We start from the raw sequence: 23695 nt of genomic DNA on the forward strand, positions 1-23695 counted from the left end.
CGGCTGATCTGTTACGCTTGAAACTTCGGCTCCCGTTTTTCTAAAAAGGCACGGATTCCTTCTTGGTGATCCTTGGTCCTTCTCATTCTCTCTTGGGCGCTGCGCTCAAGGAATAGCACTTTTTTCAGTTCTTCAATTTGGAGGCTTTGAAAAATAGCTTTCGTTTCGATCATCGCCAAAAGAGGGGAGGCCAACAGGGTTTCGATAATGGGTCTTGCGCCTTCGGCAGGGTCTCCGGCAAATGTCCCATCAAGAAGCCCCATATCGTCAGCTTCCGAGGCAGATAGTTTTTTTCCGCTCCAAATCAGTTTTTTCGCTTTTGCTTCACCGATTCTTTTCTTCAGCAAATAATGTCCTCCGCCGTCCGGAACAAGCCCAATGCCGATAAAATTCATCGCGAGGACGGCGTTTTTTTCAGCGAGCACAATGTCCGCACAAAGCGCCAAACTCAGGCCTAGTCCCGCAGCAGCGCCATGAATGGCTGCAATTGTCACTTTCTTCATCTGATATAAATTCAGGGTGACAGCCTCAATCGTATCCATCAGCCGTTTAAATTGATCAGAGTCATGCTCTGATGTCATCATCCTGATATCACCGCCGGCCGAAAAGCCTTTCCCGCTTCCTCTCAGGAGAACGATGAGCGCCTCGCTTGCAGCCGCCATTTCGACTGCCTCCTTCAATTCAGACAGCATCTGTTCATTCAGGGCGTGATGGGCATCAGGCCGATTCAGGATAATCTCTGCAACGGCCCCATTACATGCATATTGAACAAACTCCATATGAAGCACCTCCATGTATGCGCTTGCTTTTTTCTTTCTCCTATACATTCCCCGCCATCCTCAAATAAACCTTTTTATTTTTCAAGGTCAATAGATACTGAAAAATGCATATTGTTTGAATGGAAACATAAAGTTTTATATAGTGAAATAGAAGGGATATCTTGATGAGAAGGGAGGAAAGGAACATGGATAAATTGCTGATCAGTTTTCTGTTAAGTTTATTTATGGTGTACTTTCCCCCTTCGGACGTGGTTCTGCCTTCCCAGTTTGAAGCAAGCACTGACAGCTATGTGCCTATGTCCTCATATCCGCAGGAAACACAATCGGCAAAAACGCCGTCGCCGGGCAGCATGCACCCGGCTGAGCTGATCAAAGAGTACAGCCCGCTGGCGCAGTCTGTCAGGCAGCTCTCTGTCAAACCACTTGACGAACCGCTGATAAACAGGCTGGAAAAGGCTTGGGCCGTCCCTGTCAAATACCAGTCTAATTACCTCCGAATATAATTTGCTCAAGTTTTATTTGTAACTCACCCCATACTGCCAACACTACATTCGGAGGGATTTTCATTGAATATTAAAGAAAACGATCTGCCGGGCATCGGCAAAAAGTTTGAAATCGAAACAAGAAGCCACGAAAAAATGACGATTATCATTCATGATGACGGAAGAAGGGAAATTTACCGGTTTAATGACCGGGACCCGGATGAGCTTCTTTCAAATATTTCATTGGATGATACTGAAGCAAGGCAAATTGCAGCTATTCTCGGGGGTATGGTCTATAAACCGCAAGCTCTGGAGTCCATCGAGATGGCCTTCAGCGATCTTATTATTGAATGGTTTAAGGTCGAAAAAGGCGCCAAATCGATCGGACGCACACTCGGAGAGCTTGATGTTCGCCAGAATTACGATGTCACTGTGATTGCCATTATCAAACACAACCAGGAAAAGCTCCTAAATCCCGGAGCCGATTCGATTATTGAAGAAAATGACACCCTTGTCCTCTCAGGTGAGAGAAAGCATCTGAAGAAACTGATTCACGATTTTCTTTCTGGAGAGGGCGTGTGAGCCCCGATGGACCATCTTGTATTTGAAGTCGGAACTGCACTTGTCCTTGTGGCAATCGCCAGTGTGATCGCCAATAAAATTAAATTTTCGATTATTCCGTTTCTGATTGTGCTGGGAATGCTTGTTGGACCGCACGCGCCGAAAATAGGGATTATTGATCTAACATTTATTCAAAGCAGTGAAATCATCGAGTTTTTCGGGCGAATGGGCGTACTGTTCCTCCTCTTCTATCTCGGACTCGAATTCTCTGTCGGGAAGTTAATCAAATCTGGAAAATCAATCGCGGTCGGCGGGACGATTTATATTTTGATTAACTTCAGCCTCGGACTGCTTTACGGGTTTATCACCGGATTTTCCTTTCTGGAAGTCCTCATCCTCGCAGGCGTCATCACAATCTCGTCAAGTGCGATTGTCGCAAAAGTGCTCGTTGATTTAAAAAGAACCGCCAATCCGGAAACCGAATTGATTCTCGGCATCATCATGTTTGAAGATATTTTCCTTGCCGTATATCTGTCCGTTGTTTCCGGCCTTGTGCTAGGTGATGCGACATCCGTAAGGAGTGCACTCTTGTCCATTTTGATCGCCTTCGGTTATATGCTGCTGTTTTTTATCGCAGCAAGAAAACTCCGGCCGCTGTTGAACAAACTGTTGGACATTCGCTCAAACGAAGTGTTTATTATCGTCATTTTCGCAGCACTCTTTTTTATCGCCGGGTTTTCCGAGACGATTCATGTAGCGGAAGCAATCGGCGCGCTGTTGCTCGGTTTGGTCTTTTCAGAAACAGAGCATTCCGATAGGATTGAACACCTCGTCGTTCCGTTTCGCGACTTCTTCGGTGCGATGTTCTTTTTCAGCTTCGGCCTCAGCATCGATCCGTTTTCGCTCGGTGAAGCGGTTTGGCTTGCGTTGGGTGCAGTGATTTTGACCATTCTGGGAAATTTTATCGCCGGAATGGTGGCAGGACGACGCGCAGGGCTTTCTCATAAGGCTTCATCGAATATCGGGCTGACGATCGTATCGCGGGGAGAATTTTCGATTATCGTTGCGAATCTCGGAATAGCAGGCGGACTGTCGACCACATTAAAGCCGTTTGCCGCATTATATGTCCTCATTCTGGCGATTTTGGGACCGCTTGTCACAAAGGAATCAAAACGAATTTACCGCTTGCTGAACAAGGTATTTAAATGGAAGCCTGAGGTTCAGCCCGCAAAAAAACAGGGATAAAAAAAGCAGCACTGTGATCAGTGCTGCTTTGTCGTCTTCTCAAAAATCTGCTCTAAATATTTGATTTTTTCGTCCGTGTAGTGCTCGAAGCGCTCATTGTACGATTTCGGATCTTTTGGATTCGCAAAATGCGTGATTTTCCCTGTATCCCGATCAATAAATTTACTAGCAGCGCCGCAGCCGATGCCGATAATCGTCTGCACTTCTTCCATAATCATAATGTTGTAGATGCTTTCTTGTCCCGGCAAAGAGTATCCGACGTTTTCAAGGTTTCCAAGAATGTTTTTCTGGCGGTATAAATAATAAGGCACGTACCCATGCTCTTTCGTCCAGGCTACCGCGTCTTCCATCATTTGAGAAACCTCTTCCCTGCCGGCAACTTTGTACTTATGCTTGTTTCTCGTCATTTCTGACGCCCGTTTAAATGAAAGAGTATGAACGGTAAGGGATTCCGGCATCAGTTTTTCTGTTTCTGAAAGACTGTGCCTGAACTCCTTCACGCCTTCCCCAGGCAAACCAATAATCAAGTCCATGTTGATATTATTCATGCCGTGCTGGCGTGACAGATGATATTTCTCAATGGTCTCTTCAACCGTATGGTGCCGTCCGATCGCCTTTAGCGTTTCGTTTTCATAGGATTGCGGATTGATGCTGATCCGATCAATGTCATATTTGTTTAAAACGGCGAGTTTTTCTTCTGTAATCGTGTCAGGACGACCGGCCTCCACCGTAATCTCACGAATGTTTTTCACATCCGGGAAGGAGCGGACCATTTCTTCATACAGCAGATCCATCTCCTCCGCTGTAATGCTTGTCGGCGTCCCGCCGCCAAAGTAAATGGTTGTAACCTTAACATCATGCTCCTTCAGCCATTCACCGATTTTCTGCATTTCGTAATGCAGTCCCCATAGGAATGAACCGACTCTGCCCGCCTGTCCCTGGATGGCATACGCAGGGAATGTGCAATACGCGCATTTTGTCGGGCAGAACGGAATGCCGATATAAATGCTGACTTCATCCTTTACTCGGTACAAATCCGGAACTGCCGCCAGCTGACGGTCAACAATTTCCTGCATTAGCATGATTTTTTCATCATGAATTAAATAGTCTTTTTTCAACTCAGCATGCGCTTGCTCCTTGGACATTCCGCTTTGCAGTTTTTTATGAAGCAGCTTTGTGGGCCGGATTCCTGTCAGGATTCCCCACTTCTGCGTAATGCCCGTATGCGCCTGAAGAAGATTGAGATACACATAAGAAATTGTGTTTTTCACTTGCTTAAAAGCTTCTTTTTCAGTCATGCCGGGAGAAAAAATTTTTGTATGCTGTTCCTTTATGCCAGTACCCTTCACTTCTCCCGAAACCGTCACATGCTCATCCGTTTGTGACAACGCTAAAGAAATGACAAAATCTGCGGGCTCCTCTCCGCCATACGCAAGCTCGCACTCTTCATAAAACAAATTTGCAATATTTTGCAGAGGCCGATGCAGGCGGTCATCATGTATGCCTTCTATTTTAATTTGCAACTTCATCACCTAATTTATCAGATTCAAAACTTTCTTTAGTGTACAGAAATAAACTGCTAAAATCAATCCGGCAAAAAAGCCGCCGCACCTGTCAGGGTGCGAGCGGCTTTTTTACACACGTTTCATGTGGAACTTATCAAGAAATCCTTTTCGCTGCTGCATTCGGAAATATTCCTTCATCATATAAGCGACACCTTGCTCGTCATTGGACCTTGTAACCCAATCTGCCTTTCTCTTAATTTCCGGAACGGCATTCCCCATCGCTACCCCAAGACCTGCAAGTTCGATCATCGGCAGATCGTCATACTGATGCCCAATGGCCACGACATCATCCATACTCAGGCCCAGCTCTGAAGCGACGAGGGCCAACCCCGCTTCCTTCGAGACACCTTTCGGGACGATATTCAGCTTCTCATCGTTTACGCGAATCACGTCCACCGCAGGGAAGGCTTTTGTAATCGTTTCTGTAATGTCATGCTGAATGTCGTGCTCCGTGTACACCTCGATGACGGGTGCACTCACCGGCTCATCCATGAGGAGATCGCTTAATGATTCAACGAACTGGACTGGATAAAAGATCGGGTCAGACGGATGAATGAGTGCTTTCCCCAATAAATTCGAATTCACCTTTTTCTTGTTTCCGATGGAATACTTTTCGTGAAGAAGCCGAATATTGCATTGATAGCTCTCCAGCACTTGAACAATGTTAAAGGTATGATCATCAGAAATTCTTTTTTCAAAAAACGGGGCGTCAATTTTCTCAGCGATATATGCCCCGCTATGGGTGATCAGCTTGGCATCAAGCTTCAGCGATTTCGCTATTTTCTGTGCTGAGCGAAAATGACGGTTGGTCACAAGTGTGACGTAAATCCCTTTTTTCTTTACATATTCAATCGCGTCTTTCGTTGCCTGATGAATCTTCCCGTTCGACCGAAGCAGCGCTCCATCTATATTTAAGGCAAGCAATTGTTTTGACACAGAGATGTCCCCCTCCTTGATGACTGTACTTGTGTATAGGATATGACCCTGTCTCTGTGTTTAGAACAACCTTTTCTTAAAGCAAAAAAAGCCTGGCTCAGCAGACTTTATGTATGGCTTGTTGATAGGATACGATCGAAGCAGCCATTCTCCCTAATATCGTTATTTCGATTTACGAAAAATCATGTATCAGGAACCCCTTGTTTGACCAATGATGCGCTCCGAACACTTACTCTCTGTTGCTTATCCCCTCTATATAACGGCATGATATGCGACCGTATCCATTTGAAATAGGTAAGTGTAGGCGCTTTCAATGTTATTATCTCAGTTTTCCTTTCCGATGACAAGGGTTTTTTTAACTAAAAAAAGCAACCAACTTTTGTATATCCGTGGTAGGATCAGTTGTTAATTTTTAGGACTATACACTTGATTCAGAACGTACATTCCCATACAATATAAATAATAAACGAAAAAGCGGTGTTTATATGGCTGATTTAAAAGAAATATATAATGAAGAACTGATATCTCAGTTGATCCATCATGTAAGGTCATCCTATCCTGATTTTAACAAAAACAGATTCTTGGATACATTACGGCTGGAGGACTGGCCTGAACTCACTTTAAAAGAGCGGATGCGCCGCGTGACAGTTTCTTTATACGAAACTTTGCCAAAACAATACGTTGAAGCGCTCGCAATTTTACGGGATACAGCCCCTCATTTTAAAGGACTCAGCGGAATTTTATTTCCAGATTATGTGGAACAGTACGGGTTAGCGCATTGGGAAGAATCAATAAAGGCATTGGAATACTTTACGCAATATTCCACCTCAGAATTTGCTGTAAGGCCTTTTTTGCTGTTAGATCAAGAAAAGATGATTGCACAATTGCTTGCATGGTCTGAGCATAAAAATGAACACGTGAGAAGACTTGCGAGCGAAGGCAGCAGGCCCCGCCTGCCGTGGGGAAAATCGATACCGGCTTTGAAATCGGACCCTTCCCCCGTATTGCCGATCCTTGAAAAGCTGATGCAGGACGAGTCCTTATATGTAAGGAAAAGCGTGGCCAACAACCTTAATGATATATCAAAAACGCATTCTCATTTACTGAGAAACGTCGCAGATCAATGGTACGGAACACATCCCCATACAGACTGGATTATCAAACATGCCTATCGGACCCTATTAAAAAAGGGTGATAAACAGGCCTTAGCGCTTTTTGGTTATGAAAATGCTGATTCGATACAACTACATGATTTAACATGTCAGCCCAAACGTATAGTTATTGGCGAAAGCCTTGAATTTTCTTTCTATATTCATTCAGACAGGGATCAAAAAGTAAGAATTGAGTACGCAATTGATTTTGTAAAAGCAAGAGGCCAGCGTCATCAGAAAGTATTTAAAATAACAGAAACAAATATACGAAAAAACGAAACAAAGTCATACACAAGAATCCAATCCTTTAAGGATTTAACCACCAGAAAGCATTACAAAGGAATTCATACATTATCAGTCATCATCAATGGAGAGGTAAAAGATTCATTGGATTTCCAAGTTTGCTGAATAAATAAAAAATCCCTTCTTATCCAAGAAGGGATTTTGCTGATTAGCCTTCAACACTGCCGTAAAGCTCTTCTAAAGGCTTCATAATGATTTTGTTCAATTCACCAATCAGCATGCTCATGCGCTGCTCCGCTTCCATCAGCTGAGAAATTTTTTCGTGCTGCTGTACAAGCGCAACTGTTTTTTGAGCCTGCGTCACTTCTTCTTGTGTAATCTCTTCTCCTGCCATTTGTTTTTGCTGGAGTCTAAGCTGTACATCACGGAAGTTTTCGAACATGCGCTTCGCTGATTCATCTGCGTTAACTTCGTCGTAAAGGTTTTTTAAACGGGTGAACTCTTCGCTCCCGCGTAATGCATTTTCCAGATCATACGCTACATCATAAAAATTAACAGCCATTGTAAATAGCTCCTTTCATCATTGCCGTTTGACATACCACTCCACTATAACAGACTATGGAGCTCCTTTCATTAATCAAAAACCATTTCTTCTTAAAAAAGGATGACAAACAGTGCTTGAATCGCGCCTATCATTCCGCCGAGAAGGCCCCCCAAATAGGTAATCATTTTAAGTTCTTTTTTTGAAATGGACAGCACCATTTCTTCAAGACGCTCCACCGGGAACTGATCCACCTGCTCCTTGACGATTTCCTCAAGACGCAACCGTTTTAAGACACTTTCAAGGTTGGACGAAATCCCTTCAAGCAATTTGTCTAACAGTGCCGGCAGCATTTGCTGGGTCAGCTCAGATTCATAGCGGACGGTAAGCGTGCCAATCGTATTGTCGAAGAAAGGGGCAGTCGAAAATGCTTGCAGCACTCTTCGTTTCAAACTGAAAATGAGCGCCTTTGCATTCCATTTTTCATCTGCTTCATTAAACGTATACTCCCTCAGCTTGCCCCATTCGTTTTTTAAGAGATCAGAAAGCAATTTATTTGTTTCCTCATTCCGCAAGAATTTCAGCAGCTCCGGCAGCACGCGATCCGCAAGGCTTGAATTGCCAAGAAACATTTGCACCATGCTTCCAAGCATGCCGCGCTCTTTTAAAAAGTCATCAATCATATTGCCAAGACGGATTTTTCCTTCATCACTTTCAAAATAACGGACACTCCGTGACAATATATATCCTGAAATCATCGGAATCTTTTCCTCTAGCTTTTCCTGCACCTCTATAGGCACCAGCTCTTTTAACGATTGGTGCCCGTATTGGCGGAAAAGCTCATTCAGCTTATCATCCGTCCAGCTGCTGATCCATGCATCAGCAGCTTTTTCGGGGCGCTTCATCCCGGCTTTTTCAAGCGCTTCTTTTACTGTCACTTCAGAAAGTGACAGCTTTTGAATCAGCTGTTCCCCCACTCGAAGAGCCTGCGTTTTGGCTGCATCAGAGACGAGCCGCTTTTTAATGCCTTCAGGGGTTAAGAGATGATTGACTACCATCAGTCCCATTTGTTTTGCAAGTTCATCTCGCCGTCTTGGAATCAGCCCGGGCGTAAAAGGAACTCGTTTCCCAAACAAATAGTATGCTTTATACGGCCTAAACAGCATTTGAATTGCTAAATGATTGGTCACCGCTCCAATGGCAGCGCCGATCACGATCATAAAAATAAAGGTTCCTGCAATACCCATTCCTATTCATCTTCCTCCATCTGTGCTTCAGCTTTTTTCATATAGATTATGTACCTATACGTATTATAGAGGCTCATGCAATCACTTAGCAAACGAGGAGACAAATTCCTATTCTTAGAAAATCAGCTTGTTCTTTTGGAATAGGGCAAGGTGGAGAATCGTATTCTGTAAAGTAGAATACCGTCAGCTGCGTTCGTCTTACATGTATTTAGTGTAAAGCTGCGGACACCCGCCGACAGCTTTTGAATAAAAGGGGGAGTCTCACCATGATAACACTCGGTTTTATGTCCTTATCCCGCCAGCATGAAGCGGATTATTCCGCAGAACTGGCCAAAAGAGCACCCGAATTCGGCATACGTTTCATCCGGTTTACACCATTTGATATTTCACCTGACACTTTGCGTGTCAAAGCATCGGTCTATCATTCGGCCAGCAGCACATGGAACGAAACTGAAATGGCGATTCCAGATTATATTTATGATCGCTGTTTTTACGGCAAGGATTCACATTCCCAAAAAGCAAAACCAATCGTTGAGTGGCTCAAAAAATATCCGAAAACGGAATTTATCGGGCGGGGTCTTCCCGATAAGTGGACCGTCCTTCACGATTTGCAGCAGCACTCTGTAATCAATCCCTATATTCCCGAAACGATAAAGGTGAACCGCTACGAACAAATTCACTCCTTTTTATCCAAAGAAAAAGCCTGCATCCTTAAACCGGCATTCGGCGCGGGAGGCAGAGGCGTGATTCTTTTGAAGCTGGGCAAGAAAAACATCACTGCTACTTATCACATCGGAAAGGATAAGCAGACAAAAACGTTTTCCAACCAGACTTCTTTTAAAACATGGTGCAAAAAAGTGCTTCAGCATCAATATTTGCTTCAGCCTTACTTAAACATTCAAGATAAGGAACAATACCCTTGTGATATTCGTCTGTTTATGGAAAAAAACGAAGCAGGTGAATGGAATACAGTCGGAAAGGCAGTAAGACGCGGATACAAACACGGGCTGCTGGCCAATTTGTCAGGCGGATCTGATGCGCTGACATTTGACTCCTGGTTTGAAGATATACCGAAAAAACAGCAAGTGGTTTTACTAGATGATGTGTTTTCAATTACCCAATCGGTTCCGTATTATCTTGACGAGCGCTACGGGCCGTTGTTTGAACTCGGTCTTGATATATGTCTTGCAAAGGACGGGAGAATTTGGATTTTAGATATCAATTCCAAACCGGGCAGGAAGTCAATCCTGCGTGTCTCTCCCGAGCAAAAAGAACAGCTGTACACTTGTCCCCTAAAGCGCTGCCAATATCTGTTTTCTGAGCAAAGCCAGAAAGGAGTTCTTCCGCGTGAATCCTAAACGGTTTTTGATCGGCATAGACAAAACCAGTGAAAACACCCTGTTTCTGCCCTCTTCGCTGAAGCAAGACGGACTTTTGCATGCCGCATTCGGAACGAAGGTTGTCAGATGCCACGTTGCTTACAGACGGCATCTGGAACAAACCGTGCTTCTCTCTGAAAATCTGTTTCATGAGCTTTTGCTTCCCCACCGAAGCAGGGCTGATATACTGATTCATGATCATACAGTGCATATCGGGCCGTTAGTCGGCATCTTTACGGCAGGGTTTACTGTATCTCTTGAACGTCCATTTAAGGATCGTTCCCTCTTTTTTTCTAAGCTTGTCACGTTACACGAGCAAGCCGGAGGCTACTGCTTCGTTTTTGGCGCGCACCAAATCAATTGGGAGGAAGGCACGATTGAAGGCCTCCTTTACAGGGAAAACGGCTGGGAGAAAAAAATCGTTCCATTGCCGAACGTCGTTTATGATCGTTTGCCGAACCGAAAAATTGAAGATTCACTTCTCTTGCAACATACAAAAAAGAGGCTGATCGATGAATATCAGATCCCATGGTTTAATAAAACGTTTTTCAATAAATGGAACGTTCATCAATTGCTCGAAAAAGATCCGAGAACGGCACCCTTTTTGCCTAGATCCGAGCTGACACCATCTGTGGAGCTGATAGATGAGCTCTGTGGCGCATACAAAAAAGTCTATATCAAACCGGCAAATGGAGCACTCGGCACCGGCATTTATCAGCTGACAAGAACAGATGGCGGCCTGACGGTAAAGCATACGAATGACGCCAAAACATTTACTTCGATTGATTATTCCGATGCCGCCTCATTCCTTGCAGAATTTCAAAAACAGCACAACCCGTCCGACTTTCTCATTCAGCAAGGTGTTGATCTCATCGAATTTCAAGGCAAACCAGCGGATTTCCGTGTCCATACCAATAAAAACAGAAAAGGAAAATGGACAGTGACAGCAATTGCCGTAAAAATTTCCGGAAAGAACAGCATTACAACACATCTGTCTAACGGCGGCACTGTAAAGACACTTGCGGAAGTATACGATGATCCCGCTGAAAGAGTTGAGGTCATTAAAAAGCTTTCTGCAGCGGCACTGACGGCAAGCCATGTCCTTCATGATCATATCGAGGGGTTTATCGGGGAGATCGGTTTCGATTTTGGCATTGATCAGAACGGTAAAGTATGGATGTTTGAAGCGAATTCGCGCCCGGGCCGAAGCATTTTTTCTCATCCAAATTTGCATCATGTTGATTCTCTTACAAAACGAAGAAGCTTTGAATACGCGTCCTATTTATCTGAGAAGGCAATCACATCTCCTGAAGCATTGTGGCCTTCGTAACCTGTCCGCTTTTTTAATAAAGCGGGCTTATCTTTATCCAAGGCTGGGACAAACTGCATATTAAGGCCTCTTCAATGATGTTCTGGAACAATGATACAATGAACATAAGCCGTTTATATTCAGGTCAATTGATACCAAATGTAAGGAGCGTGGCCGTTATGATTTCTCATTTCAGCTGGAAACCGTTGTTCCCAAAAGAAAAGCTGCCCGGTTGGAAAATATCATTTTATTATAAAGGGACCCATTATGAAGGCATCTATCATAAGAGCGGTGAGATTGAATGGGGAGACTTGTTTCCCGCCCGCGCTGACGAGCCTGCTCTTACAAACGAGATACATGAACTGATGCTTTTTCATATTTATGACTAGCTTAGCCTAAACGGCTAAGCTTTTTTTGCTTTCTCAAGATTTACCACACAATTCTCCGCATGAGTTTCCGGCCATTTTAACATAATACGTAGTAACAAGCCGGCAAAGCATTGGGTTACGCCGAGGCGGCAGTGACACCCGATAAGGGTTCACAGATCTGGTGCAACTCCAGTTAACCCAACCATACTAAATAAAAAGGAGATTTTACACATGGCTAACCAAAACTCTTCAAATGACTTACTAGTTCCTGGCGCAGCTCAGGCTATCGATCAAATGAAACTTGAAATCGCTTCTGAATTCGGCGTTAACCTTGGAGCGGACACTACTTCTCGCGCTAACGGTTCTGTCGGAGGAGAAATCACAAAACGTTTAGTATCTTTCGCTCAGCAGCAAATGGGCGGCAGAGTTCAATAACAATTCAATATATGGCTATAGAGGGCGCGGTTTCCGCGCTCTCTTTTTTTGTCACCCTTTTTTCCTGCTCCACATATCCTAGAAAAAAAGGGAGGAAATCGGGGTGTCATTCATCACCATTGTGAATTGGGAGCTGGTTCAGTTCGTAAGTGTATCCATGATTCATGAATATGTTTCCCATCGTTCTGTTTATTTGTACAGGTATTCTTTCCCGCGCTGTTCAAACTGAGAACATCCTTTTATAATGAAAGGCGAGGAGGTTTTTTGATGAAAATCGCTTTATTAGGAGCCAGCGGCCGCGTCGGACAGGCCTTTTTAACACAAGCTGCAGCAGATGAAAGATTTGATATTTTCGCTCTGATCAGATCTCAACATGCTGATCTTCCCCTTTCAAAAGACAGAACCGTCACGGGAAACGCCCGCCGCTTAGAAGATGTGAAAAAAATAATGGAGAATGCTGAAATCGTGATCAGCTGTCTAGGCACAGATGGTGATGATACCTTGTCAACTGCTATGGCACACATTCTCTCCGCTATGGAGGAACAGCATATCAAACGGCTTATTACGATCGGCACCGCAGGGATCCTAGATTCCCGATATGAACCGGGAAAATACCGGTTTGAAACAAATGAATCGAAACGAAAGCAGACCCGCGCAGCCAAGGAGCATACAAAAGTATACGAAATGCTTAAAGAATCATCATTAGACTGGACAATCATCTGCCCCACTTACCTCCCGGACGGAACAGCAACCGGCGTATATCGTACGGAGCGTAACGTTTTGCCTGAGGGCGGCACAAGCATTTCGGTCGGCGATACTGCGGACTTTTTATATCGTGAGCTCGTTACAGGTAAGTATGTCGGATACCGTGTCGGACTAGCTTATTGACTACATAAACCAAAAACCCAAAACACGATTGTTTTGGGTTTTTTGAGCGTTATGCAATGGAATGTTTCTGTCCCTTTTGCAGTTCATACATTTGATAATATTGGCCTTCTAATGCCATCAGTTCCTCGTGGTTCCCTCTCTCAACAATTTCTCCTTTATCAAGAACCAAAATCTGATCAGCATTTCTGATTGTTGAAAGCCGGTGAGCGATGACGAAGGTGGTGCGTCCTTGTTTGACGACATCAAGCGCCTTCTGGATTACGGCCTCTGTCTCTGTATCAATATGCGCTGTAGCTTCATCTAAAATCAAGATCGCGGGATCAAACGCCAAAGCTCTAGCGAAAGAAATTAACTGCCGCTCTCCCGAGGATAGCGTGCTGCCTTTTTCAATCACGGGCTCATTAATGCCCTTCGGAAGCTTCTTTAGAAGAGGCTCAGCACCGACTTGCCGCAGTGCATTTTTTATTTCTTCTTCAGTCATTCTTTCGTCATCCAGCCTTACATTAGATCCGATTGTACCCGAGAATAAGTACGGGTCCTGAAGCACAATGCCCATATGGGATCTGAGTTCCTGTCTTGACATGTTGTAAATGCTTCTCCCATCAATCAGAATATCCCCTTTTTGCGCATCATAAAAACGAAACAGAAGATTCAAAATCGAGCTTTTTCCTGATCCGGTATGGCCGACGAGCGCTACGGTTTCGCCTTTTTGCGCAGTAAAGGAAATATGCTTTAATACCTCCTCACCTTCTTGATACGCAAATGACACATCACGAAATTCAACCCGCCCCAGCGCACGCTCCTTCGCCGGTTCACCCGCTTCTTCCGTTTTCTTTTCTTCAAGCAGTTCAAAAACACGCCCGGCGGAGACCCTTGCAAGCTCCAGCTTTGAAAACTGATTGACGATGCCTGTGATCGGCTGAAATAACCGGTTCAAATAATCGACAAACGCGTACAGCACACCGATAGAAACAATCCCGGCCGCATTCAGGCTCGCACCGCCAAAATGCCAGATCAGACAGACGAACGCAAGATTGCGGATGACATTGACCAGATTATGGGACATTAAGGAGTTTAAATTCAGCATCCTGTTTTGGAAATAAAAATGTGATTCATTTAATTCCTCAAATTCTCTCATTGTTTCCTTTTGATGGCGGAAAGCCTGAATAATGGTCATGCCTTGAATTGACTCATTCATTTTTGCGTTAATGTCACTGTTGATCGAGCGGATTTTTTGGTTGTAATATGACGCATATCTCCGGTATATGACCGACCACAGCCAGATAATCGGCACAATTGCCAGACATACAAACGCAAGCTTCACATCAAGCAGAAACAAAGCCGTGAATATCCCGAACATATAGATTCCGCTTGTCACAAATGTTGAAAGCACTGTGACATATAAATCCCTGATAGCCTCCGTATCATTGGTAATCCGCGCAACGACTTTTCCGGCCGGAAGGTTGTCAAAATAGCGAATCGGCATTTTCTGTATGTGCGAAAACACGTCCTGCCTCATCTTTTGAATAATCCGATTGGCACTCATCTGCAGCAGATAATGCTGTCCGTATTGAAAGAATACCGAAAACACAAGCAAGCCCCCATACAGGCAGATCAGTAACACCATTCCCTTTATTTCCGGCTGATAGAACTGGAAAAGTTCCTGCTTAGTCAGCTTTTCGGCAGCATATGCCCGGCTCTTGTCTCCGTTTGTGATCGTCAGTTTCCCGTCAGAAACCGTTCTATGCCCGTCGAAGCTGACAGCCTGATCAACAAAATAGAACGCCATTCCCACTTGATAAATATGCGCTTCTTTTGCTTTTGAAACAGGCTCCTGCAAGCGGTCCTCTCTGACATATGAGACGCCGTGAAACTGAACGGCATTTTTATCTTTTTCCGCAGCTTCATACCATGTTTTCTCAATGCCGAGGATATGGTCGTCTATCATTTTTTTGCCAATAAAGGGCCCAGTCAGTTCTGCACCGACGGCAACAGCTAGCAAAAGGACGGCTGTGATCAGCAATTTTCGATAAAGAAGTGCGTATCTCCATAACGTTTTTCCTATTTTCATGCCCCTGCTCCCCCTTCTTCCGCAGTGAACAGCTGCTGTCTTTCATATTGTTCCCGGTACCACCCATTATTGGCCAACAGTTCTTGATGCGTGCCTCTCTCAGCAATGACGCCGCCGTCCATCACAAGGATCAGGTCGGCGTGCTCTACCGCGGATAATCGGTGCGTCAAAATCATTGTCGTTTTTCCTTTGCGGTTTTCTCTGATGTTCTTGATAATTGCAGCCTCTGTTTTGGCATCTACAGCGGAAAGCGAATCATCCAGGATCAAGATTTCCGGATTTGCCATGAGTGCTCTCGCAATCGAAATTCTTTGTTTCTGCCCGCCTGACAGTGCTACGCCTTTTTCACCGACCATTGTCTCCAGACCGGACGGAAGCATGTGCAAATCTTTTTCAAAATGTGCTTCGGCAATGGCTTGCTGAACCTCTTTATCACTTGCATCCTGTTTTCCGTATAAAATATTTTCTTTTACAGTCCGTGAAAACAGTAAATGATCCTGAGGCACATATCCGATCCACCCGCGGAGCCGGTCAAGAGGGATTTGCTGAATCGGTACGCCTGAAAATGTAATGCTCCCTTCACCTGGAGGATACTGGCGCAAAAGCTGCTTAATAATTGTCGTTTTTCCGCTCCCGGTTTTACCTGCAATCCCGACAGTCTGCCCTTTTCGCACCGTAAATGAAATATCCTGAAGATTGTCACTTGTTGAGCTTGGATATGTAAAGCTGACATGACTGAAAACGATATCTCCAGGCTCTTTAAGATCAGCGGGCTGTTTTGGATCTGTCACATCCGTTTCATAAGAAAGAGTTTCATTTACCCGGTCTAATGACGCATTGCCGCGCTGCATCACGTTAATGAGTTCACCGATTGCAAACATCGGCCAAATCATCATGCCTAGATAAACGTTAAAGGACACTAACTCTCCAAGCGTCAGCTCGTTCCGGAATACAAGAAACGCTCCGTAGCCGAGCCCAATCAGATAGCTTACGCCGACAAGCAGTTTCACCGTCGGCTCAAACAGGGAATCAATAAAAGCCACTTTCATATTTTTCTGATAAACATCAGCGGTCATTTCATTAAACCGGCGAACATCGTTTGTTTCCTGAACATACGCGCGAATCACCCGCACGCCTGAAACAGATTCCAGCACTCTGTCATTCAGCGCCCCGAACGCGTTTTGGGCCTCAGTAAACCGCTCATGAATTTTACTTCCATATAGACTGATTGCAATCGCCATGACTGGAAGCGGGATAATGGCGGCAAAGGTCAGCTTCCAGCTGATCAAAAACCCCATCGTCAAAAAGATCGTCATCATAAACATCGTAGAATCGACTAACGTCAAGATGCCAAACCCTGTCGTTAAACTGACGGCCTGAAGATCATTTGTCCCTCGTGCCATTAAATCGCCTGTCCGGTTTTTTTCATAAAACGGCGGCGACATAGTCAGCAAATGCCCCATCAGCTTCGTACGAAGAATTTTCTCCATCAGATTCGCTCCGCCAAACAGCTGATGCATCCAAAAATAAGACATGATATACACGGCCGCCGTCAGCACAAAAAAGATACCGATATAAAACAGCAGCCCTTCCGCAGTAAACGCCCCTGCTTTCATATCATCTATGGCGTTCCCCAAGAGCTTAGGCGGAAACATTTCAATGACATTGACTGCTAATAAAAGGACAATCGCAATCGTATAGCGCAGCCAGTACGCCTTAAAAAACCAGCCAAGCTTTTTCAAAACTGAAAACATCTATCCCCATCTCCTCATCAGCCGCCTTCTATTTTTTCCTTGCAGCTTTTTTCATCCAATTTGGCACGAACAGCCCTCGCCTCTGTATTTGTCTTCACATCCCATACACCTGTCTTTCCATAGATTTTGTATATAAAAAAGGCATGAAGCGTCAGCTCCATGCCTTTTTTAACCGATATGTTACGCACAGCGCTTTTCAGCGCGCGGTCTGACCTAAAAAACCGTTCACGAAAACAGAACAAAAGGTTTGCCGCGCCAATATGAAACTGTTTGATAAACACGTAAATTCCTTGGCATAGCAAACCCTCCTTCCATTCTGATTTCATCTTTTTATCATCATATAAACAAAACCTTTTATTGTCAATCATTACTTGAATAGGAAAAGGTTAATTGTGCTCAAATTCGGGTAGTAGTGTTGTAAGACGCTTTGAAAGGGTGAGAAGGATGTTCCATGCTGACCGTATCATTGTTGCGTTTGACGGAAGTGAAAATAGTAAGAAAGCGCTTCAGACAGCCATTGATCTTGCTAAAACCGTAAATGCCACTATTACCGTCGCCCATTCACATGATATGAAAGACAATCAGACCGTCATCGACCCGCCCAGACCCGCAGCTGAGGCAAGCTATATCAGCGGAGGCGTGACAAGTGTTCCTGATCCGCTGATATCGGATGTAACATCACCTGAGCCAATGATCTATGAAGACCGTACGGAAGAAGTCATCGCCGAAGCCAGAATGATGCTGAATGAACAGCAGGCAGATGGAGATATCGATATATTAGAAGGCGATCCGGCTGAATCAATTATCGAGCATGCAAACCGCATTTCTGCCGATATGATCGTAACCGGAAGCAGAGACCAAAACAGGCTGAAAAAGCTAATATTCGGAAGTGTAAGTGAAAAGCTTTCAGCAAAATCGGATATACCCGTCCTGATTGTAAAGTGAGCACGCCCTGTGCTCACTTCTTTTATATTCATAATTGTGAAAAAACATAGATTTTCGTTTTTTTCTGTTATAATGCTTTCGTGCCCAAAAGCGCAAAAGCATTAAAGATAAATATGGGGTGTTATTTTGGATTCTCAAAAAAAGCTGACGTTTCCGTTAGCCGTCGGTTTATTTATATTCATGTTATGCATTATTATTTCTTGCTTATTCTTGCTTCATGTAGAACCTCATATCCCGCTGTTTTTAAGTGTTGTCATGCTTTCAGCAGCAGCTTTATGGTTTGGATTTTCCTGGAAGAGCATTGAAAAAGGGATTGTAGACGGGATCAAAAACGGCGTACAGCCGATTATTGTTCTAGCGCTGATCGGCATCTTAATTGGCGCCTGGATGTACAGCGGCGCAATACCGACTGTGACAGTTTATGCCCTAGCCTTTATTGAACCAAGCCACCTTCTGTTGACTGCTTTGTTTTCATGTATGATCATCAGCACACTTGTTGGCTCAAGCCTGACAACTGTAAGCACAATCGGAGTAGCGCTGATTGGCGTGGCGAGCGCGGCTGGCGTTCCGCTTGAATGGACAGCAGGCGCAGTCATATGCGGCGCTTGTTTTGGGGATAAAATGTCGCCGATGTCGGACACAACCAACTTTGCAGCCGGGATAGGCGAAATACCGATCTTTGAACACATTCGCCATATGATGGGCACAACCATTCCAGCTTTGCTCATCACTGTCGTTCTGTTTTACTTTCTCGGTTCATCAGTGTCAGCGGACGCTGCTTCAACCGAGAATATTCAGCAGGTCATAACCGGAATAAAAGATGCTGCAAACGTGACACCGTGGGCCCTTCTTTCTCCGCTCTTAGTCGTTTTGCTGGCAATTAAACGGGTATCAGTAATCCCCGTTCTGACTGCCGGAATTATTTCCTCGGGAATTTTGACTGCTATTTTTGTACCCGACAGCAGCCTGCAGGCGTTTATGACAGCTTTGCAAAATGGGACAACTTTCGAAACTGACAATGAGGCAGCCGCTAAAATTATCAACAGAGGCGGACTGCAATCCATGATGGGCTCTGTCTCTCTCATTATGATTGCTTTTGCACTTGGCGGATTGATGGAGAAAATCGGATTGATTTCTGCACTATTGGAAGGCGTCATGAAAGGCATCCGCTCAAAAGGCCGTCTTGTTGCAGCAACTGTCTGCTCAAGCATCGGCGTCAACTTGGCAACCGGCGAACAGTATTTATCGATATTAATACCGGGACAATCATTTAAATCCTTATATGACAAACAAAACATCCAGCGAAAATTTCTGACAAGGTCATTAGAGGACGGCGGAACATTAATTAACCCATTGATTCCTTGGGGCGTCAGCGGCGCATTTATGGCGAGCGCACTTGGTGTTCCAGTCATAGACTACATCCCGTTTACGTTCTTCCTCTATATATCGCCGATGATCTCCATTTTGATTGGATTTGTTAAAAAATAAAAAGAGCTCCGCTGTATAAAGCGGGCTCTTTTCTTCGTTCATTTATGAAATGCTAGCAGCCTGTTGAATGCTTTCTTGAAAAGCAGCCTGAAGCTGTTTGGTCACCGGTCCGGGTTTCCCGCTTCCGACCGATTGTCCATCGAGCGTCACGACCGGAATAATTTCTGCCGTCGTTGACGAAATAAAGATCTCTTCCGCCTGTTTCAACTCTTCTTCACTGACAGGAGTCTCATCCAGTTTGATCCCATTCTTTTCAATCAGTCCTAAAATATTCATCCGTGTAATTCCATTGAGAATGAGCCGGTTAGCTGGATGTGTTCGCACCGTGCCGTTGATAACGGCATAAACGTTAGAGGATGTACCCTCCGTAACAACGCCGTCCCTAAGTAAAATGGCTTCAAATGCTCCCGCTTCATAGGCCTTTTGCTTCGTCATGACATTATACAGTAAATTCAGACTTTTGATATCACATCTTAGCCAGCGAAGATCCTCATCTGTAATGGCCGCCACTCCGTATGCCTGCTCTTGCTCCGGTTTTTTCACCGTAAACGTATAAGCAGTAGTCTGCGGCTCGAGGCCGGCTTCATACTGGTGTTTTCGCGGGGCCACACCTCTTGTTGTCTGAATGTATACCGCTCCCTCACTGACCGCATTTTCCTGTACAAGTTTTTGCAGGTCCCACTCGAGATCTTCTATACTGAATGGCAGTGAAATTCCGATTTCAGCAGCACTTCTGAAAAAACGCTCAGCATGCTCACGTAAGCCGAACAATACTCCTTTGTACACCCTGATCACTTCATAGATGCCGTCACCAAACTGATAACCGCGATCTTCCAAATCGATTGATGCTTCACTGCGCCCAATCAGCCGGCCATTGACTAAAACCTTCATAAAAGCCCTCCCTTTTCGAGATGTCCCTGATGTCATTCAAGCTGTCATTGTCACTAATTCTACCATATTGGACAAGCTGAAAAACAGAAAGATCAAGAGATCTATAGCGGAAAGGAGTTTATTTTTTCCTTAAAATCTGACATTTCGACAAATTTTCTATGTGCTTTCCAGTTTTATTCCTGTATACTTGACTGGTAATACATAGGTTGTAAACATAAGGCATCTTCATAAGCTGCCTGCTGTACAGCATTATGTAGAGATTTTATGCCAATGGAGAGATTGTTATGCGACAAACGAGAGGAGAGGCTTCTCCTTCTGCAGTTTCGCTTGCTTTTAAATTTGCAAGTTTAACAGTTTTATGTGTGCTGCTTTTGCTTATGGTGATTTTGGGTTATTCCAACAGTTCAACGAAAGCAAAGGAAGTCACTGTCACAACTAACGGACAGCTTCGAGATGAGAAGGAAAGCCTTAAGCTGAAAAACGACTCCCCCGATCTGCTGATAAAACATCTGCAGACAAAGCAGGACATGGGAGATAAAACGGTTTACTTAACCTTCGATGACGGCCCGTCAGCCTTTACAAACCGCTTGCTCGATGTACTGAAAAGCGCTGATGTAAAAGCGACGTTTTTTATGCTGTCACCGCGGATGAACGAATTCAAACAAGCTGTGAAAAGAGCAGAAAAGGAAGGCCACGCACTCGGTTTACATGGCGTTACCCACAATAACAGATTGTTCTATCAAACACCGACATCTCCTCTAAAAGAAATGCAGGAGGCGCGTGACACGCTGCAGGACATTACAGGTTATAAAACCGATCTTGTCAGAACGCCATACGGAAGCAAACCGTCACTAACCCCCTCACAAATCCGCAATCTTGAGAAAGACGGTTTTGTGTACTGGGATTGGACGATTGACAGCATGGACTGGAAATACCGAAATTCAAAGTATGTGACGGCCGTGTTAGAGCAGCTTGAAAATATGGAACACAGCTCTTCAGGCCGCCCGAATGTGATTCTCATGCATGATCTTCCCGCTACCGTAAACGCGCTGCCGGTACTAATCAATAAATTAAAAGAAAAAGGCTATTCCTTCGGAGTGTTAGAGGACACAATGGTTCCTGTTCATGAATAAAAAAGTGAGGCGCATAAGGCGGCTCACTTTTTTATGCCCAAACTTCGGGCAAACTCGCCGATTTTTTGATGGATGACCATGTCAAACAAGCTGTCGCAATACGTTGGTTCAAGGTTTATGATGACTTTCTTCATGCCGGGAATCAGACTTGCATCCTCAGGCACAAATCTAGCCGGAGCCACTTCGAGAGACGTGCCGATAACCAATAAAAGATCTGCTTGATCCAGCTTTTCATAAAGGGTGTCAAAGTGCATGACGGCGTCGCCAAAGAGAACAACATCGGTTTTTAATACCGTTCCGCAAATGTCCCCATTGTTTCCGGGCGCCGTGCACTCCGGCACCTCCCGCTCCAGCAAATGGGGAAGATCATATCGGGCGCCGCATGCCGGACAAGCTGCTGTCTGGATAGAACCATGCAGTTCGTACACATGCCTGCTCCCCGCTTTTTTATGAAGACCGTCAATGTTTTGTGTGAAAATATCGATCTGCTTCCCTTGCTTCTCCAGCTCAGCTAAAAGCAAATGGCCTTCATTCGGTTCAAAGCTGCCGCTCATTTTCATCTGGAACAATTCTTTGAATTTGGGCCAAAACAGACGCGGATGACTTAAAAAATAATCAAGGCTCATCGCTTCCATTCTTGAGGCATCTTCCGTCCAAATGCCACCTGCTGAACGAAAGTCGGGAATCCCTGATTCTGTGCTCATTCCCGCTCCGGTCAGCACAACAATTCTCTGTGCTTCATGTAGAATACTTTTGAATGCTTCCAACTCAACACCGCCTTTTTCTCTTATTTTACCATGAAAAAGACTCCGCCTCTGTCAGACGAAGTCTCTCTTTTAAGCCCGTTCCTTTTCCTCTTTATTTAGATTCACCTGGAATGGGTCGCTTTCGTGCTTTTGCTTGACAACAACCATTTGGCCGGGATATGCAAACTGGACACCTTCCGCACCTAAAATCTCAATAATTTTATAGTTGATATCCTCTCTAATATTAAGGTTTTCAGCCCAAACTGTCGTTTTTGTATAGAAGTTAAAAAATAAATTGTAGTAGCTGTCGGCAAACGTATCGAAGTTGACCATGATTGTTTCATTATCAACGCCCTCATGCTCTAAGAGCATTGTTCTGAGAGAATGAATGGAGCGTTCAAGGTTCTCAATCGGCGTAGCGTAGGACACATGGATGGAAAACGTAATCTGGCGTTTGGTCATTCTTGTCCAGTTCGTGATCGCTTCCATCGACAGCGTAGAGTTCGGCACCGTTACAAGCGCCCCCTGTGCTGTTCTGAATCTCGTGCTCCTAAAGGTAATATCCTCGACTGATCCTGTTACTGTCGACGTCTCCACCCAGTCACCAATTGTAAACGGCTTTTCAGTAATAATAATAATACCGCCGAAGAAGTTGCTGATGGTATCCTTCGCGGCAAGCGCAAAAGCCAGCCCGCCAAGACCTAGGCCCGCTACAAATCCGTTGACATCATAATTGAATTCCTGAGCGATCACACTGACACTGAGCGCAATGATCACAAAACGAAGCAATTTGGATAAAAACGGAGCAAGAATGTCATCCATGTCAAGCTCGAAGCGCTGATTCACCTTATGGAAGATAAACGACGATGTTGCGGTCAAGTTACAAAGACCCCAGCACAAGAGCGCCACAATCAGTGAGCGGTATATTTTGCTGATGACCGGCATTTGCTCATCTAAAAACGGTGAATACCGGATCGCTAAAAACAGCCCAAGGGCAACAAAAAACCATCTGGCCGGCTTATCAAACGCCAGAACCACCTGTTTAAAAATTTCTGTTTTCGGCCGGTTTGTCAAATTAAAAAGCAGGTTAAAGAAATATCTTGTGAATAATTTTCTAAGTATAAGAAACACCAGCAAAATCGCCAAGCTGATGCCGATTTGAATGATGATATCAAGCGTAAAATACTGCTGCAGATAATCCGGCATGACTGTCTCCCTTCTATCCCAATCAATTGTTTATTATACTAAAATATTCGTAAGGATGTTCATTTAAATGTCTTTTGCAGCACAAAACCCCGGCGAAACGCCGGGGTCATTTCTCAATTCATCTATCAGCCAGATTCAATAGGGACAGTCACTTACCTTTTTTCGTTTGTGTCTGATCAAGGAGAGTTGCTTTTTGCATTTCAGCATCCGTTTCGGCTTTAATTCTTTCCTCCACTCTGATTCTCCCTTTTCCCATGATCTCGCCTCCTTTTTTGCTATTATAAAGGATCATATTTTGTTGTGAACATGTCGAAAGACCTAATTTTCTGACG

24 protein-coding genes and 1 pseudogene are annotated in these 23695 nt (G+C 44.5%); 13 read left to right on the plus strand and 12 right to left on the minus strand.

Translation table 11 applies throughout. The features are described from left to right. Positions 1-11: 11 nt before the first annotated feature. Positions 12-779 carry an enoyl-CoA hydratase gene (locus ACQVGT_RS15380; protein WP_015483023.1) on the minus strand — a complete coding sequence of 256 codons (768 nt, stop codon included), beginning with the start codon at positions 777-779 and terminating at the stop codon, positions 12-14. A gap of 164 nt (positions 780-943) precedes the next feature. Here ACQVGT_RS15380 and khtS point away from each other — a divergent pair, with 164 nt between their 5' ends. The 3 genes from khtS (at position 944) to khtU (ending at position 3067) form a co-directional block, all read left to right on the plus strand. Then, entirely contained in the window at positions 944-1282 is a 339-nt protein-coding gene (gene khtS / locus ACQVGT_RS15385) for a K(+)/H(+) antiporter modulator KhtS (RefSeq protein WP_080030652.1), read from the plus strand. A gap of 63 nt (positions 1283-1345) precedes the next feature. Next, complete coding sequence (gene khtT / locus ACQVGT_RS15390) at positions 1346-1843, plus strand: K(+)/H(+) antiporter subunit KhtT (RefSeq protein ID WP_015383233.1); 498 nt, start codon at positions 1346-1348, stop codon at positions 1841-1843. Positions 1844-1849: 6 nt separating this feature from the next. After that, complete coding sequence (gene khtU, locus ACQVGT_RS15395) at positions 1850-3067, plus strand: K(+)/H(+) antiporter subunit KhtU (RefSeq protein WP_046340221.1); 1218 nt, start codon at positions 1850-1852, stop codon at positions 3065-3067. A gap of 17 nt (positions 3068-3084) precedes the next feature. On the opposite strand, the gene ACQVGT_RS15400 is transcribed toward khtU, so the two are convergent. Next, positions 3085-4590, minus strand: a complete 1506-nt coding sequence (locus ACQVGT_RS15400) for a coproporphyrinogen III oxidase (protein ID WP_014476306.1) — start codon at positions 4588-4590, stop codon at positions 3085-3087. Positions 4591-4701: 111 nt separating this feature from the next. Next, complete coding sequence (locus ACQVGT_RS15405) at positions 4702-5568, minus strand: Cof-type HAD-IIB family hydrolase (protein ID WP_003233277.1); 867 nt, start codon at positions 5566-5568, stop codon at positions 4702-4704. Positions 5569-6053: 485 nt separating this feature from the next. On the opposite strand from ACQVGT_RS15405, the gene ACQVGT_RS15410 reads away from it, so the two are divergent. Continuing rightward, positions 6054-7127 (plus strand): DNA alkylation repair protein, encoded by a 1074-nt coding sequence (locus ACQVGT_RS15410; protein ID WP_015383230.1) that lies wholly within the window; start codon positions 6054-6056, stop codon positions 7125-7127. 43 nt (positions 7128-7170) lie between these two features. On the opposite strand, the gene ACQVGT_RS15415 is transcribed toward ACQVGT_RS15410, so the two are convergent. Next, complete coding sequence (locus ACQVGT_RS15415; protein ID WP_003224239.1) at positions 7171-7524, minus strand: YlbF/YmcA family competence regulator; 354 nt, start codon at positions 7522-7524, stop codon at positions 7171-7173. A gap of 92 nt (positions 7525-7616) precedes the next feature. After that, positions 7617-8750 (minus strand): DUF445 domain-containing protein, encoded by a 1134-nt coding sequence (locus ACQVGT_RS15420; protein ID WP_015383229.1) that lies wholly within the window; start codon positions 8748-8750, stop codon positions 7617-7619. A gap of 266 nt (positions 8751-9016) precedes the next feature. Between ACQVGT_RS15420 and spaC the strand changes: the two genes are divergently transcribed. From spaC to ACQVGT_RS15450, 6 genes are all read left to right on the plus strand, one after another. Next, positions 9017-10108, plus strand: a complete 1092-nt coding sequence (gene spaC / locus ACQVGT_RS15425; protein WP_003233283.1) for a spore coat associated protein SpaC — start codon at positions 9017-9019, stop codon at positions 10106-10108. Beyond that, positions 10098-11459 (plus strand): spore coat associated protein YheD, encoded by a 1362-nt coding sequence (yheD, locus tag ACQVGT_RS15430; RefSeq protein WP_015383228.1) that lies wholly within the window; start codon positions 10098-10100, stop codon positions 11457-11459. Before spaC ends, yheD begins: the two co-directional genes overlap by 11 nt. 149 nt (positions 11460-11608) lie before the next feature. Then, on the plus strand, positions 11609-11827 hold the full coding sequence (locus tag ACQVGT_RS15435) for a YheE family protein (RefSeq protein WP_010886462.1): 219 nt from the start codon (positions 11609-11611) through the stop codon (positions 11825-11827). A 210-nt stretch (positions 11828-12037) separates the two neighbouring features. After that, a complete protein-coding gene (sspB, locus tag ACQVGT_RS15440; protein WP_003233287.1) occupies positions 12038-12241 on the plus strand; it encodes a beta type acid-soluble spore protein SspB in 204 nt (67 codons plus the stop codon). A 103-nt stretch (positions 12242-12344) separates the two neighbouring features. Beyond that, entirely contained in the window at positions 12345-12470 is a 126-nt protein-coding gene (locus tag ACQVGT_RS15445; protein ID WP_003245136.1) for a hypothetical protein, read from the plus strand. Positions 12471-12508: 38 nt separating this feature from the next. After that, positions 12509-13129, plus strand: a complete 621-nt coding sequence (locus tag ACQVGT_RS15450; protein WP_015383226.1) for an SDR family oxidoreductase — start codon at positions 12509-12511, stop codon at positions 13127-13129. A gap of 49 nt (positions 13130-13178) precedes the next feature. Here ACQVGT_RS15450 and bmrD read toward each other — a convergent pair whose 3' ends face one another. From bmrD to ACQVGT_RS15465, 3 genes and pseudogenes are all read right to left on the minus strand, one after another. After that, positions 13179-15200: a multidrug resistance ABC transporter ATP-binding protein/permease BmrD gene (gene bmrD, locus ACQVGT_RS15455; RefSeq protein ID WP_015383225.1), complete on the minus strand. Its 2022-nt coding sequence runs from the start codon at positions 15198-15200 to the stop codon at positions 13179-13181. Beyond that, positions 15197-16954, minus strand: a complete 1758-nt coding sequence (gene bmrC / locus ACQVGT_RS15460; RefSeq protein ID WP_015383224.1) for a multidrug ABC transporter ATP-binding protein BmrC — start codon at positions 16952-16954, stop codon at positions 15197-15199. The genes bmrD and bmrC overlap by 4 nt, the downstream gene beginning before the upstream one ends. A 122-nt stretch (positions 16955-17076) precedes the next feature. Next, positions 17077-17235, minus strand: a pseudogene (locus ACQVGT_RS15465) (hypothetical protein); the annotation flags it as partial. A 163-nt stretch (positions 17236-17398) separates the two neighbouring features. On the opposite strand from ACQVGT_RS15465, the gene ACQVGT_RS15470 reads away from it, so the two are divergent. Continuing rightward, complete coding sequence (locus tag ACQVGT_RS15470) at positions 17399-17899, plus strand: universal stress protein (RefSeq protein ID WP_015383222.1); 501 nt, start codon at positions 17399-17401, stop codon at positions 17897-17899. 126 nt (positions 17900-18025) lie between these two features. Beyond that, a complete protein-coding gene (gene nhaC / locus ACQVGT_RS15475) occupies positions 18026-19387 on the plus strand; it encodes a Na+/H+ antiporter NhaC (RefSeq protein ID WP_015383221.1) in 1362 nt (453 codons plus the stop codon). 42 nt (positions 19388-19429) lie between these two features. Here the strand turns inward: nhaC and dat are convergent, their stop codons facing one another. Further along, on the minus strand, positions 19430-20278 hold the full coding sequence (dat, locus tag ACQVGT_RS15480; RefSeq protein ID WP_015483020.1) for a D-amino-acid transaminase: 849 nt from the start codon (positions 20276-20278) through the stop codon (positions 19430-19432). A 284-nt stretch (positions 20279-20562) separates the two neighbouring features. Between dat and ACQVGT_RS15485 the strand changes: the two genes are divergently transcribed. Continuing rightward, the gene (locus ACQVGT_RS15485; protein WP_015483019.1) at positions 20563-21411 is read left to right on the plus strand and encodes a polysaccharide deacetylase family protein; all 849 of its coding nucleotides are present in this window, start codon (positions 20563-20565) and stop codon (positions 21409-21411) included. Positions 21412-21434: 23 nt separating this feature from the next. Here the strand turns inward: ACQVGT_RS15485 and srtN are convergent, their stop codons facing one another. The 3 genes from srtN to ACQVGT_RS15500 all read right to left on the minus strand — a co-directional run bounded on the left by srtN (position 21435) and on the right by ACQVGT_RS15500 (position 23619). Then, complete coding sequence (gene srtN / locus ACQVGT_RS15490) at positions 21435-22178, minus strand: sirtuin NAD-dependent deacetylase (RefSeq protein WP_015383219.1); 744 nt, start codon at positions 22176-22178, stop codon at positions 21435-21437. Between the two features lie 69 nt (positions 22179-22247). After that, positions 22248-23363 (minus strand): small-conductance mechanosensitive channel protein MscY, encoded by a 1116-nt coding sequence (mscY, locus tag ACQVGT_RS15495; protein WP_015383218.1) that lies wholly within the window; start codon positions 23361-23363, stop codon positions 22248-22250. 148 nt (positions 23364-23511) lie between these two features. Then, positions 23512-23619: a YhdX family protein gene (locus ACQVGT_RS15500; RefSeq protein ID WP_009966908.1), complete on the minus strand. Its 108-nt coding sequence runs from the start codon at positions 23617-23619 to the stop codon at positions 23512-23514. Positions 23620-23695: the final 76 nt, after the last annotated feature.

This window comes from Bacillus sp. SCT118 (genome assembly GCF_058566435.1).

Coding starts and splice junctions, on each gene's coding strand:
- ACQVGT_RS15380 (WP_015483023.1), bottom strand. CDS start 779: ATGGAGTTTGTTCAATATGCATGTAATGGGGCCGTTGCAGAGATTATC.
- khtS (WP_080030652.1), top strand. CDS start 944: ATGAGAAGGGAGGAAAGGAACATGGATAAATTGCTGATCAGTTTTCTG.
- khtU (WP_046340221.1), top strand. CDS start 1,850: ATGGACCATCTTGTATTTGAAGTCGGAACTGCACTTGTCCTTGTGGCA.
- ACQVGT_RS15410 (WP_015383230.1), top strand. CDS start 6,054: ATGGCTGATTTAAAAGAAATATATAATGAAGAACTGATATCTCAGTTG.
- ACQVGT_RS15415 (WP_003224239.1), bottom strand. CDS start 7,524: ATGGCTGTTAATTTTTATGATGTAGCGTATGATCTGGAAAATGCATTA.
- ACQVGT_RS15420 (WP_015383229.1), bottom strand. CDS start 8,750: ATGGGTATTGCAGGAACCTTTATTTTTATGATCGTGATCGGCGCTGCC.
- spaC (WP_003233283.1), top strand. CDS start 9,017: ATGATAACACTCGGTTTTATGTCCTTATCCCGCCAGCATGAAGCGGAT.
- sspB (WP_003233287.1), top strand. CDS start 12,038: ATGGCTAACCAAAACTCTTCAAATGACTTACTAGTTCCTGGCGCAGCT.
- ACQVGT_RS15450 (WP_015383226.1), top strand. CDS start 12,509: ATGAAAATCGCTTTATTAGGAGCCAGCGGCCGCGTCGGACAGGCCTTT.
- bmrD (WP_015383225.1), bottom strand. CDS start 15,200: ATGAAAATAGGAAAAACGTTATGGAGATACGCACTTCTTTATCGAAAA.
- bmrC (WP_015383224.1), bottom strand. CDS start 16,954: ATGTTTTCAGTTTTGAAAAAGCTTGGCTGGTTTTTTAAGGCGTACTGG.
- ACQVGT_RS15470 (WP_015383222.1), top strand. CDS start 17,399: ATGTTCCATGCTGACCGTATCATTGTTGCGTTTGACGGAAGTGAAAAT.
- dat (WP_015483020.1), bottom strand. CDS start 20,278: ATGAAGGTTTTAGTCAATGGCCGGCTGATTGGGCGCAGTGAAGCATCA.
- ACQVGT_RS15485 (WP_015483019.1), top strand. CDS start 20,563: ATGCGACAAACGAGAGGAGAGGCTTCTCCTTCTGCAGTTTCGCTTGCT.
- mscY (WP_015383218.1), bottom strand. CDS start 23,363: ATGCCGGATTATCTGCAGCAGTATTTTACGCTTGATATCATCATTCAA.
- ACQVGT_RS15500 (WP_009966908.1), bottom strand. CDS start 23,619: ATGGGAAAAGGGAGAATCAGAGTGGAGGAAAGAATTAAAGCCGAAACG.